This window comes from Cognataquiflexum rubidum (genome assembly GCF_022538115.1).
In the GTDB taxonomy this organism is placed as follows: domain Bacteria; phylum Bacteroidota; class Bacteroidia; order Cytophagales; family Cyclobacteriaceae; genus Cognataquiflexum; species Cognataquiflexum rubidum.
Genome location: NZ_JAKZAL010000003.1, coordinates 217,258 through 229,605, shown reverse-complemented (window position 1 = coordinate 229,605; position 12,348 = coordinate 217,258). Strand labels below are relative to the sequence as shown.

Below are 12,348 nucleotides of genomic sequence, written 5' to 3'. Positions count from 1 at the left end.
AAATTCTACCGCAAAGTAACTATGAAGCCATTCAAAATAATCATACTCGCCACATTTTTCCTTCAGAGTCTGGCATTTTGCAAAACAAAAACCCAACCTGAACCTGAAATCCAGTCCCAAAATCAAAACATGATCTTGCCGGCTGCCGACCAACCTGAGATTTACCTTCCTCTTTTGAAAGGAAAAAAAGTCGGCTTGGTAGTCAATCAGACTTCCATCCTTACTTCTAAAAACAACATTCACTTAGTAGATTTTCTGATGTCCCAAGGGATTGAAGTGGTCAAGGTTTTTGTCCCCGAACATGGATTCCGGGGAGATGCAGATGCAGGCGAAGTGGTCAATTCAGAAATTGACAAGCGCACCGGATTGCCGATAGTATCGCTGTATGGAAACAATAAAAAGCCCTCTGCCGAAACGTTAAAGGATATTGATGTCCTCGTCTATGACTTGCAGGATGTCGGTATCAGGTTTTATACCTTCATCAGCACCATGCATTATGTGATGGAAAGCTGCGCCGAAAACAAAAAGCCAATGTTGATTTTTGACAGACCCAATCCCAATGGCAACTATATCGATGGCCCTGTTCTCAAAAAGGGATATGAAAGTTTTGTTGGCATGCATCCCATTCCTGTGGTCCATGGCCTGACTGTAGGGGAATTGGCCCAGATGATCAATGGTGAAGGTTGGCTGAAAGGAGGCGTAAAAAGCGACATCCAAGTCATTCCAGTCAAAAACTGGAACCGCAGTATGGCTTATAGCCTGCCTGTCAAACCTTCTCCAAACCTTCCCAATGATACGGCCATCCGGCTATACCCGACACTTTGTTATTTTGAAGGGACAGATGTCTCTTTGGGTCGGGGAACCTATTTTCCATTTCAGGTATATGGCTATCCCGATCCCAAGTTCGGGGATTTCACCTTCACTCCTGTAAGTATCGATGGCATGTCCAAAACTCCGCCACAGCAGGATAAAAAGTGCTATGGCAGGGATCTGAGAAAGGAACCATTGACCCATCAGTTTACTTTGAAATACCTGTTGGAGGCTTATGAAATTTCAGGAAAGAAGGAAAAGTTCTTCAATAATTTTTTTGACAAATTGGCTGGAAGTGACCAATTAAGAAAGGATATTCTGGCCGGAAAAAGCGAAGCCGAAATCAAAGCATCCTGGCAAAAAGACCTGGATGCCTTCAAAATTTCACGTAAAAAATACCTGATCTACTAAAATCAAAATTGTGTTTAAATCATTCTGGTTTTAATATTTCCGGTTTATTCTGTAGATTTATGAGATTTATTTAGAATCTATAAACCTGTTAGGTTATGATCAAGAACGTTAAATTCACCTTTTTCGTGGTACTTATCGCCGCGTTTTCATTTTTGGGATCATGTATGAGTGAGGATGATTCCCCCTCTGCGACTATCGTGGGAACATGGAGTTTTGATTCCTATTCTCTTCAAGAAGCTACTATCAACGGTCAACCGGCACTGACCTACCTGACCTCCGTTATGGGCCTTTCCCCCCAAGTAGCACAATCTGTGCAGGCCCTTTTCCTTTCGGGAATTATTGAAGAGGCAGAATTGGAAACTACCAAATTTACTTTTAATGCCGATGGTACTTACGTAGTCCGAGTCGATGGTGTGGAGGAGGATTCGGGGACATATAGCCTTCAAAACAACAATACCAAGCTGGTGCTGGATTCGGTCAACGGCGACCAAGACTTTGATGTTACTACCTTGACCAATAACAGACTGGTTCTTGTTTTGGATGAGTCTGAGTCTTATGATGTCAACACAGATGGAAGGAATGAGGAAGTCGAATTTGCCATTGAAATAACCCTGGTCAAATAACATTCCCGCAATTCAAAAAAAATTACCGTCTATTCAGGCATTTCTTTCGGGTTTGTCCCCAAAGGATTGTTTTCTTATTTGATCACCTTATAATCGATCTCCAAAAATTTTTCAACGGAATTTACCCAAAAGTCATTTACAAATTTTGAATGGTCGGGGTGATTGTTATAGGAATCATAATCACTTTCCGAATCAAACTCCATGGACAGCCCATAATCAAAATCATTTTTCTTGCTGATTTGTCTGAGGGATTCGAATTTTTGAACTCCCGGAATCAATGCCAAGGCAGCAGCCGCTTGTAGAAACTCCCTTTCTTCGGATGAACCTTTGGGAAATTTGAGTCTGAAAACAACCGTATGTCTTATCATAATTGAATTTTTTTATTTTCTAAACGGCATTTCTATCCTGGAATCTACTTCACTTCATAAAAATACTCCCTGTCAAAAATCCTTGAATAGATGAATTCCGGCACCTGTTCCCGGTAAGGCAACAAATCCCGGAAAACCTCCTCTTGGGTGGCATGTGCTTCCATCATCCTGACCAAAGTGGAGAAATAGGCTGTGGTCCCAACCGAAAAATCGGGAACCGGCAATCCCTCTCCTGTCTTGGGATAATTTCTTTGAAAGCCGGGAGCAATTTTCAAAGCAATTTCAATCTGTTTGGGGGATAAAGTGACTTGATAAAGTTTTTTGACCGGAAATCCCGGTTTATTTTTATCCTCAAGGAAAACTTCCTCCATCGCTTGGGAAACCATCCTATGGTCAGGATGTCCGTAAAGACCGACTTTACTGTCGTAACTGATTACCACATCAGGCCGGTGCTTTTCGATCATTTCCCTAGCCACGATTTTAAAAGTATCCAAAGGCAAGTCCTTAAGACCACTGTCAGGAAAATCAAACATCACCAGTTTTTCTGCACCCAAAACCTCCGAAACCTTTTTCATTTCCTGTGATCTTGCCTCACCAAGTTCCTCCTGCTTTACCAAGCCGCCTGTTGGGCCGGCTTCCCCTTTGGTCAAATAAACCATCACTAACTCATGCCCTTGCTTTCGTAAATCAAGCAAAGTGCCTCCTACTGCAATCTCGTCATCAGGATGGGCGAAAAAGACCATCACCTTTTGGGATTGAGAATCTTCCAATAGGTGTGTCTTTTGGGGAATATCTGCATTGTAGAGCATGGATTTTCCCCACCAAATCAATCCTACACTTATCCCGGTAAAGACAAGGATTGAAATCAGAAATATAGTACCTACCCTTTTCAAAAATCTTCCTTCAAAGTGACGAGGTAACTCACCAAATCCCTGATTTCTCTTCGACTCAGGACTGCTTTCATATCCGGCATGGAGGAAGCTCCCATTTTTTGGCTTTTGATGTCTTTCTTTTGGATGAGGGTATCGGGTTGGTTGCCCATTTGGACCAAAAGGGAAGTATTCGTTTCCTTCTCCAATACACCGTTTAACGCCTTGCCGTTGTTCAATTCCAGCATGACGATTCCGTATCCCGGAGCTATTCTTTTGCTTGGATCAATAAGCGATTCCAATATTTCCTGTCTGCTTAGCTTTCTCCCAACACCATTGATCATCGGGCCTACATTTCCGCCCATGTCGTCATACGCATGGCAGCGCATACACTGACCGGTCTGTGATTGGAAGAATATTCCCCTTCCTTTGATTTCATCCCCGCCGTTGAGACTGCTTTGGTAAGAGGCCAAGATATCCCCTTTCCAAAGCTGATCGGCAGCTTTTTGGTACCCTTGTGCTAAGGTTGAGTCTTTGGATAGATCCACAGATTCAGAGAGTTCCAATAAGATGTCTGTTGGTAGTTTTCCTGATGCCATCTGTGCAAATAGGCCATCAAAAATAGACTTGGTATTTTCAACGGGCAATTTCCCCAAAGCCACCAAAGCAGCCTGCTTTTCTTCAGTGGTTCTTTTTTCTATGATTTCATTCAAAAGTTTCGCTTTCAATTCCTTGTCAAGATCCAACTGTTCAAGAAGATTGAGGCCCGCTACCCTTACTGATTTGTCAGCATCGGCAATGGCCTTTTCTATTCCCAAAGCGGTGTTAGGAGCATTCATTTTGGCAAGTGACTGAATGGATGCTACCCGGACTTCAGGAGATTTGTCAGTTTGGATCAAAGCCAAAAGCTCATCCGAACCATCCTGAATTCCAAGCCTTCCGATCGCATTGATCGCTGAAATCTTAAGACCGTTTTCCTTTTCCTTCAACATTTGAAGCAAAGGTGCGGCAGCTGCTGTCCTTACCAAGGCGCCGTCGCGTGTCACTTCTCCTCGGAACCTTCCGTCTACCCTGTCCAAAACCGAAGGCTTGGTCCAAGTACCCAAAGCATCAATGGCTTCCTGTCTCAGCACCAAAGGCGCTCCTGGTTTGGAAATGTAAGCAAGAAGATTTTGCATGGACTTTTCTGTACCTACCCTTAAGTTGGCACTGATAGCCCTCCTTATCAGCGGTTCATTCGAAAATTTTGTAGTAACCAACAGGTCACCCAAAGCCGGAAGTGCACCTACTATAGAAAAATCATCATTGATCGCCCTGGCCGCCTCGGTTACGATGTATTCATCGGGATCCTTCAAAAATTGTTGGATTCCGGGATGACTCAATCTCCTCAACGCCAATACAGCACCCAAACGGATGGCATTGCTAGGTTCTGTGGAGAGTGCTACCAACTCATCAGCCTGGTTCAATCTGGCCAATGCCAAAGAAGCAGCATGTCGGATATAGGCATCCTCATTATCGTTGGTGTCCAGCAATCCCACCAAAGAAGTAAATGCAGGCGTGTAACCGATTCTGCCTATGGCCTCGGCACCAAAAAACCTGGCTCTTGGATATTCATCTACCAAAAGAGCCAATAAAAATTCTCCTGCGTCTTTGTATTTGATATCACCGATCCATTTGGCAGCTTGGGCACGGATCTCGGGATCAGTGTCTTTTAGCAATGGGATCAATGGCTTCGCAAATTTCATATCCTCCATCCTCGCTATCTGACTCATACCGACGATGGCATGTATCCTTGCTATCTGATTGGCCTTCTGATTCATCACCTTTTCGAATACTTTGGCACCCTTTTCTTCTCTTTTGGCTAGCTCAAACTGGGCTTTCCGTCTGATCCTGTCATCCTCATAATAGAGATGTCCTTCCAATTCCTCCTCTGACATTTTGGAATAGTCCAAAGTGATCAAACGTTGGGTTTCTTTTCGTGCTGCCCAATTTTGACCTTCAGTATCATCAAGCTTCCAGATACGTCCATAATTTTTTTTGCCCCAACCATTGATCCAATCGGCCACATACAGTGCTCCATCAGGTCCAAAATCAATACCGGTTGGAAGCATTCCCGTCTGGATCAATTCTGTTTTGGCAAGCTCAAAAGTTGCCCCCTGAGGCTTCAGCTGAAAAGCATGGATTCCGGAGCGGGCAGGATTTCCTACGAATTCGACCACAAAAAAGTGCTGCTTCCATCTTTCTCCCAAGGCAGTTCCCGGGTTATAAATCATTCCGGTAGGACCATTGACATAATTGATGATACAAGGCGTAATGTATGCTGCCTGACCTTCGTGTCTTGGCTTGTACATGTTTTCGTCCATCCAGACTTTGTAAGTATTGTTGTCCGGGTCACGGTATTTTCCAAACTGCCAATTGATCCTCCATCCGGTGTCAGATCCGTTGACCAAATAAACCAATCGCTCACTTTCTCCCCTGTGGTCTCCGTCATTGTCGACTGAAATCAAGTTGTTATATTCATCCCAAGTAAACTCATGGGTATTTCTTACACCCATCGCAAACACTTCAAAGTCGCTTCCGTCAGGATTTGATCGGACGACAACTCCCCTGTTGGGATAATTCCACTCAACTCCGTCCTGGTCGGTTCCGTGAAATCCGATATCGCCAATAGCCCAATAAATCCTTCCGTCAGGTCCGACTTTGGCGCCCGACATCCCATGCGAACCAAATCCGACGTGGACTCCGTATCCATGAGAAATGGAAGTTTTCTTATCCATCAAGCCATCTCCATTGGTATCCTGTAGTCTCCAAAAATCAGGGGCAACACCCATAAAAACATCATTTTCATGGACTGTAACTGCCAAAGCCAAATCTGTTTCTTCCTCATGAAAATCGTATACAATCCGCTGAGACCAATCAGCCAAACCATCTCCATTGGTATCTTTTATCTTATAAACACTTTCTTTTTCCACCGCCAGATCCTTCCAATCATAGGATCCATCACCGTTCAAATCCTTTAGCCAATTGTTTTCCTCACTCCTTTCAGGTGCAAACTCTTTCCTCAAAAATGCCTTTCTATCGGCTACGCTTTGCCAACTGATGGACTGTATTTCCCAATCTTGATGACCACGGATGTCAAATTCTGACTGCCCTAAGCGCTCAGAACTTACATAATACAAGGTCCCATCATCTGTTACCTTTATGGAAACAGGATCGATAATCATGGAATCCACCGCCCAAAGCTTCAAAGAAAGCCCCTCAGACAAGGTAGGGGTCACCGTCGCCTCAATTTCTGCAGCTTGTTTTTTTACCACTTCATGGTCATATTGGGTGATCTGAAGATCTACAGGTGCTGTTTCCTTTTCTTTGCAGGAAAAGAGAATGGATATTATCAGAAAACTTGAAAGGAAAATACCTTTAAAAAGGGTGTCGGTTCTCATGGGTTGGGATGGGGAATTATAGGTTTTAAAACAGGCCATAATTTACCAAAAATGTCAGGTTCATTCCTATTATTTTGATGATCGGCTGTGGGAAATATTTTTTGATTGGGGCATTTTCCCTACTTTCAAATCCCAATCAAAAACCATCAATCCCATGTCTGTTCTTTCCGGTATCACCTCACCCACCCTTTTGCTTGATGAAAAAATCTGCCGCCACAATCTTCAGGTAATGGCAGATAGGGCCAAAAGACATGGTAAAAAGCTCGTTCCCCACTTCAAAACCCCTCAATCCCATCTTGTTGGAAAATGGGCGATGGAATATGGCATCAGAGAAATCACGGTTTCCTCCATCAAAATGGCGGCTTACTTTTGCGGGCAGGGATGGGACAATATCCATATCGCTTTTCCTTTCAATCCCTTGGAAGTAAAAACACTGAGTGATCTTGCAAAAACCCAGTCTCTTTCAGTCCAGCTTATCAACGAAGCTACGACAGAAAAACTTGCGAAAGAGCTTGAAAATCCGGTCGGCTTTTTTATCGAAATCGACGCCGGGTACGGACGGACAGGGGTGGAAGTTTCAGACTTTGGACTGATGGAATCTATCATGAGAATTGCCAAAAGCACAGACAAACTCAAATTCAAGGGATTTTACCTGCATGCCGGGCACTCCTACTATGAAAAAGACATTCCCAAAATCTATGAGCAGACCAGGGCTGCCCTGAGGATGCTGAAAAGTAAATACAGGTCGGAATATCCGGAACTTGTTACAAGGACAGGGGATACACCAGGATGTTCAGTGATAGAAGATTTCGGAGATATTGATGAGCTTGGACCCGGTAACTTTGTGTTTTATGACATGATGCAGGTGGCATTGGGAAGTTGTGCGAGAGAAGATGTTGCGGTGGCCTTGGCAGTGCCTGTAGTCGATGTCAAAAAAGAAAGAAAAGAAATCCTGATCCACGGTGGTGGTGTGCACCTTGCCAAAGATGTACTGACTGAAGCGGACGGCGGAAAGAATTTTGGTGAGGTGGTCTACCTGACAGAAAAAGGATGGAAAATCCCTTCCCAGCGCTCATTTTTGAAAAGTATTTCGCAGGAGCACGGCATCATCAAGGCATCTGACGAATTACTCTCCAAAGTTAAAGTGGGAGATCTTATCGGAATTCTTCCTATTCACAGCTGCATGACAGCGGATTGTATGAGAAGTTATATGACAATCAACGGTGAAAAAGTCGATCATGCAGAAGGTTGAAAACTCAAGGGACATACAATTTTTTGCCAATTCCCCAGTATTTTACTTCAGTCGGGAAGGAAGATTGAAGTCGGAAGACCGATATACATTGAAATAAAAAAGGGGTGGTTTTCAGCAAACCACCCCTTTTTTTATTTTTCATATCCGAGTATTTTCATCATGCTATCGCTTGTTTGCTCTGGGGCAAAAAGCCAATGCTTGACCTTGCCATCTGCTTCCCTGTCGATAATCACATGCTTTGGTGCCGGAATCAGGCAATGCTGTATTCCTCCATAACCTCCGAGAGATTCCTGATATGCTCCGGTATGGAAAAATCCGATGTATTGTTTTTTACCTTCTTCGATTTTTGGAAGGTAAATGTTGAACTGATGGGCTTCTGAGTTATAGTAATCCATGCTGTCGCAGGTCAACCCGCCGAGAGATATGTTGTGGTATTCTTCTTCCCAATTATTGACGGCAAGCATGATGTATTTTTGGTTCAATCCCCAACTGTCAGGCAGTTGCGTGATGAAACTGCCATCGATCATATACCAAAGTTCTTTATCATTTTGGAGTTTTTCGTCCAGAATTGAATAAAGCACCGCTCCGCTTTCGCCCACAGTATAGCTACCGAATTCGGTGAAAATGTTTGGTTCATCCGTATGATTTTTGGCACACATCCATTTTATGTTTTTGACAATCTGCTCCGCCATGTATTGGTAGTCATAGTCAAAAAACACGTTGGTTTTGATCGGCCATCCTCCACCGATATCCATGGTATCCAAGGAAGGGGCCACTTTCTTAAGGTCTACATATTTTTGGATAAATCGGGTCAGTTCAGACCAATAGTAAGCTGTATCCTTGATCCCCGAGTTGAGAAAAAAGTGAAGCATCTTCAGACTGACATTGGGATTGTCCTTGATTTTTTCTTCGTAAAGAGAAATGATGTCATTGTACCTCACACCCAATCTTGAGGTGTAAAAACCGAATTTTGGTTCCTCATCTGCTGCAATCCTGATTCCCACTTGGAAAGGAACTTTGACGTGCTCCAAGTAATAATCGATCTCTCCAAGGTTATCCAAAATGGGAACACAATTGACAAAACCATCATTGAGTAATTCGGTGACATATTGCTTGTAAAGCTGTCTTTTGAAACCGTTACATACGATAAAGGTCTCCTTTGTAATCAATCCTTGGGCATAAAGATTCCTGACCAAAGGAATGTCAAAAGTGGAAGAGGTCTCTATATGGATGTCGTTTTTCAATGCTTCATTCAGTACAAAGCTGAAATGTGACGACTTGGTGCAATAGCAATAGGTGTACTTCCCCTTATAGTCATGCTTTTCGATCGCATTCCCAAAAAAGGTCTTCGCATTTTGAATGTTTTCAGAAATCTTCGGAAGGTAAGTCAGCTTCAAAGGCGTCCCATAGGTTTTGATGATTTCCATGAGGTTGACACCGTTGAAGTGCAGCTCGTTGTTCTCTACTTTAAATTCTTTGGTGGGAAAGTCAAAAGTCTGTTGGATCAGATCGATGTATTTATTCATTTCAAATGGGAGAAGTTTAAGTTGAAAACGGACTACAAAATTTGCTTTTAAAATCGGCAAATCAAATGAAAAAAGGGGAAAATCCACATGGACTTTCCCCTTAACAATAAAATTTAATATAGAGAGAACTGTTATGCGAAGATCTCGTTTCGAAGCAATTGGCCTTCAGCTTCAAAAGATTTTTGGTTTTCGATTATTTTTTTGAGGATCTTTTTAAATCTGATTTCTTCAGAGATTACCTTGGTGATTTTTGAAAAATATCTTGAGACCACAGGTTCATTGGAAGAGTAAAACTTCAAGGTGTACGTGTTCAATTCCTTTTCGAATTCCAGAATCACACCATTCGGCTGACCGATGCTGATCAGTCCGTTAAACAAACCTTTGAGGCTTTCAAAATCTGAAGCAAGCCTGAAATAGAGCACCTGAAAACTTTTATTGGCTTCAGGGTAATTTGGAAAATCAAAAGAGCCCATTCCTGTCAGTTCTACCATATCACAAGCCATAATCATCTCGGTTAGATTTACCTGATTCGTAAGATTTTCAGATCTTTTTGAAACACTCTGAAAAGTGAATGATTCCTGAATTGGAGCTTGTTGGGTGGAGATTTGAGATGCCATAGGATAATGATTTTTGATTGGAATGCGGTTTTTTCAAAACCATGCTTCAAATATAAAAGACGGATTTTAATTATCCTAATTACCCTATCATTTTTATAGGGTTTTATTTTTTTCTTGCCTTTCCCCTTAATGGTTCTGGAAATCAATTTTTGGTGAGTAAAATTGGAAGACTTTCAATACCAACTGAAATTTTCTCCAAAGAAAGATGTCTAAGTATTTGTAAACAGCATTGGGGATTTGCTTGTTTCACGTTTAAAAACAAGCTTAATTCGGCGCTAAATTCATGCTGAGACAAATTAACCCAATGTCTACACCCATCACCCCATATTCAACTTCAGTTGGCCAAAGCTTCCCCATAGGTCCTAGTTTTTCTCCCGAAGGAGTCAATTTTTGTCTTTTTTCTAAAAATGCCTTTTGGGTGGAATTGCTTTTTTTCAACCATGTAGATGATATTGAACCTATCCAAACCTTCCGGTTGGATGCTTCAAAAAACAAAACTTACCACTATTGGCATATTTTTGTTGCCGGAGTTAAGCCGGGTCAGCTTTATGGTTACCGCGTGCACGGTCCATTCGAACCCATGCTTGGACACCGGTTTGATTCTTCCAAAATATTGCTTGACCCCTACTCCAAGGCTGTATCCATGCCCAAACAATTTAACAGGAAAGCAGTCAGCAAATTCGGAAAAGCAGATGCCATGTCCCTGAAAAGCGTTATAGTCGACATGGGATTGTATGATTGGGAAGGTGATATCCATCCAAGGAAAGCTTTTTCATCCATTGTCATTTACGAAATGCATGTCGGCGGATTCACCAAGAATCCAAACTCAGGAGTTGCCCCACACAAAAGAGGAACTTTTGCAGGGCTGATAGAAAAAATTCCCTACCTCGTCGATCTCGGTATCACTGCCGTAGAACTGCTACCGGTCTTTCAGTTTGATGTACAGGATGCCCCTGAGGGCAAATCCAACTATTGGGGTTACAGTCCGATTTCTTTCTTTGCCCCGCATCAGGGATACAGCACCGAACCGGAAAATCCCTTGAAAGTGTTGGATGAATTCAGGGATATGGTCAAAGCCCTTCACCGCGCAGGATTGGAAGTGATCATGGATGTGGTATTTAACCATACATCGGAAAACCACGAGGAAGGTCCGACATATACTTTCAGGGGAATAGACAACAGTATCTATTACATCTTGGACAATGATAGATCCAAGTATAAAAACTATTCAGGAACAGGTAATACGCTGAATGCCAACCAGGCAATAGTTCGCAAGATGATTATCTCAAGTCTGCACTTTTGGGTGCGGGACATGCATGTGGACGGCTTTAGGTTTGACTTGGCTTCTATTTTATCCAGAGATGAAAAGGGCAATCCCATCGAAAACGCACCGATCCTTTGGGACATCGAATCTGACCCGATCCTGGCAGGCTCCAAGCTGATAGCTGAGGCTTGGGATGCTTCGGGACTGTATCAGGTAGGCAACTTTACCGGCGATAGCTGGAAGGAATGGAACGGGAGATTCAGAGATGATGCCCGCAGTTTTCTCAGAGGGGACAAAGGAAAAGTGGGTCATTTTGTAACCCGTCTGATCGGCAGCCCTGACATGTATGAGTCCAAAAACAGGGAATTGGAGCAAAGCATCAACTTTGTCACTTGCCATGATGGGTTTACTTTGAATGACCTTGTCTCCTATAATGTCAAGCACAACTTTGCAAACGGCGAAAACAACCGCGACGGACACAATGACAATCTCAGCTGGAATTGCGGTGTCGAAGGGCCGACTGACGATCCCGAGGTATTGGCAATTCGAAAACGGCAGATCAAAAACTTTTTCACGGTCACCTTATTGTCCTTGGGAGCACCCATGCTTTTGATGGGAGATGAAATCCTCCACACCCAACAGGGCAATAACAATGCTTATTGTCAAGACAATGAACTCACCTGGTTCAATTGGGATCTGGTAGAAAAAAATGCAGAAATTTTCAGATTTGTAAAGATCCTGATCAAAAAACGTCTGTTAAGGGAAACCTCCCAATCCACCTTCAACATGAGCCTGAAGGAATTGCTTATCCATTCAAAGATCGATTGGCATGGGGTCAAACTCAACAAACCCGATTGGTCGCCTACTTCACTCAGTATAGCCATGACTATCATGTCTCTCAACGGAAAAATGGCGATGCATTACCTGATCAATTCCTACAACCAAAACCTAGAGTTTGAAATCCCCCAAACTATCGGTGGAAAAACTGTTCTTTGGAAAAGGTGGTTGGACACCAGTCTCGACGGGCCATGTGACATTTGTCTATGGTCAGAAGCAGGTACCTACACTCCAAAAACCTACGAAACCAAGTCCCATTCTATCGCTATTTTGTTTACCAAATTAGATTGAAGAGATACTTTTGATTGCGTTTTTATTCTTGTTTTGATTT

The 12,348-nt window shown here is 42.9% G+C and carries 9 protein-coding genes; 4 read left to right on the top strand and 5 right to left on the bottom strand.

Translation table 11 applies throughout. The features are described from left to right. The first annotated feature begins 21 nt into the window (after positions 1 to 21). Positions 22 to 1,221 (top strand): exo-beta-N-acetylmuramidase NamZ family protein, encoded by a 1,200-nt coding sequence (locus MMU05_RS05170; RefSeq protein ID WP_241140605.1) that lies wholly within the window; start codon positions 22 to 24, stop codon positions 1,219 to 1,221. Positions 1,222 to 1,316: 95 nt separating this feature from the next. Next, positions 1,317 to 1,844 carry a lipocalin family protein gene (locus tag MMU05_RS05165; protein ID WP_241140604.1) on the top strand — a complete coding sequence of 176 codons (528 nt, stop codon included), beginning with the start codon at positions 1,317 to 1,319 and terminating at the stop codon, positions 1,842 to 1,844. A gap of 74 nt (positions 1,845 to 1,918) precedes the next feature. On the opposite strand, the gene MMU05_RS05160 is transcribed toward MMU05_RS05165, so the two are convergent. From MMU05_RS05160 to MMU05_RS05150, 3 genes are all read right to left on the bottom strand, one after another. After that, positions 1,919 to 2,212, bottom strand: coding sequence for a Dabb family protein (locus tag MMU05_RS05160; RefSeq protein WP_241140603.1), 294 nt, complete (start codon positions 2,210 to 2,212; stop codon positions 1,919 to 1,921). A 44-nt stretch (positions 2,213 to 2,256) separates the two neighbouring features. Then, complete coding sequence (locus tag MMU05_RS05155) at positions 2,257 to 3,021, bottom strand: PIG-L deacetylase family protein (protein ID WP_241140602.1); 765 nt, start codon at positions 3,019 to 3,021, stop codon at positions 2,257 to 2,259. 80 nt (positions 3,022 to 3,101) lie between these two features. Next, a complete protein-coding gene (locus tag MMU05_RS05150) occupies positions 3,102 to 6,521 on the bottom strand; it encodes a DUF7133 domain-containing protein (protein ID WP_241140601.1) in 3,420 nt (1,139 codons plus the stop codon). 154 nt (positions 6,522 to 6,675) lie between these two features. Here MMU05_RS05150 and MMU05_RS05145 point away from each other — a divergent pair, with 154 nt between their 5' ends. Continuing rightward, a complete protein-coding gene (locus MMU05_RS05145) occupies positions 6,676 to 7,773 on the top strand; it encodes an alanine racemase (protein ID WP_241140600.1) in 1,098 nt (365 codons plus the stop codon). 131 nt (positions 7,774 to 7,904) lie between these two features. Here MMU05_RS05145 and MMU05_RS05140 read toward each other — a convergent pair whose 3' ends face one another. Together MMU05_RS05140 and MMU05_RS05135 are read right to left on the bottom strand one after the other, a co-directional pair. Continuing rightward, positions 7,905 to 9,299, bottom strand: coding sequence for an arginine decarboxylase (locus MMU05_RS05140; protein WP_241140599.1), 1,395 nt, complete (start codon positions 9,297 to 9,299; stop codon positions 7,905 to 7,907). A gap of 131 nt (positions 9,300 to 9,430) precedes the next feature. Next, positions 9,431 to 9,916, bottom strand: coding sequence for a hypothetical protein (locus MMU05_RS05135; RefSeq protein ID WP_241140598.1), 486 nt, complete (start codon positions 9,914 to 9,916; stop codon positions 9,431 to 9,433). A 283-nt stretch (positions 9,917 to 10,199) separates the two neighbouring features. On the opposite strand from MMU05_RS05135, the gene glgX reads away from it, so the two are divergent. Further along, the gene (glgX, locus tag MMU05_RS05130; RefSeq protein WP_241140597.1) at positions 10,200 to 12,308 is read left to right on the top strand and encodes a glycogen debranching protein GlgX; all 2,109 of its coding nucleotides are present in this window, start codon (positions 10,200 to 10,202) and stop codon (positions 12,306 to 12,308) included. The last annotated feature ends 40 nt before the right edge of the window (positions 12,309 to 12,348 follow it).

Coding starts and splice junctions, on each gene's coding strand:
- MMU05_RS05160 (WP_241140603.1), bottom strand. CDS start 2,212: ATGATAAGACATACGGTTGTTTTCAGACTCAAATTTCCCAAAGGTTCA.
- MMU05_RS05165 (WP_241140604.1), top strand. CDS start 1,317: ATGATCAAGAACGTTAAATTCACCTTTTTCGTGGTACTTATCGCCGCG.
- MMU05_RS05145 (WP_241140600.1), top strand. CDS start 6,676: ATGTCTGTTCTTTCCGGTATCACCTCACCCACCCTTTTGCTTGATGAA.
- MMU05_RS05140 (WP_241140599.1), bottom strand. CDS start 9,299: ATGAATAAATACATCGATCTGATCCAACAGACTTTTGACTTTCCCACC.
- glgX (WP_241140597.1), top strand. CDS start 10,200: ATGCTGAGACAAATTAACCCAATGTCTACACCCATCACCCCATATTCA.
- MMU05_RS05170 (WP_241140605.1), top strand. CDS start 22: ATGAAGCCATTCAAAATAATCATACTCGCCACATTTTTCCTTCAGAGT.
- MMU05_RS05150 (WP_241140601.1), bottom strand. CDS start 6,521: ATGAGAACCGACACCCTTTTTAAAGGTATTTTCCTTTCAAGTTTTCTG.
- MMU05_RS05135 (WP_241140598.1), bottom strand. CDS start 9,916: ATGGCATCTCAAATCTCCACCCAACAAGCTCCAATTCAGGAATCATTC.
- MMU05_RS05155 (WP_241140602.1), bottom strand. CDS start 3,021: ATGCTCTACAATGCAGATATTCCCCAAAAGACACACCTATTGGAAGAT.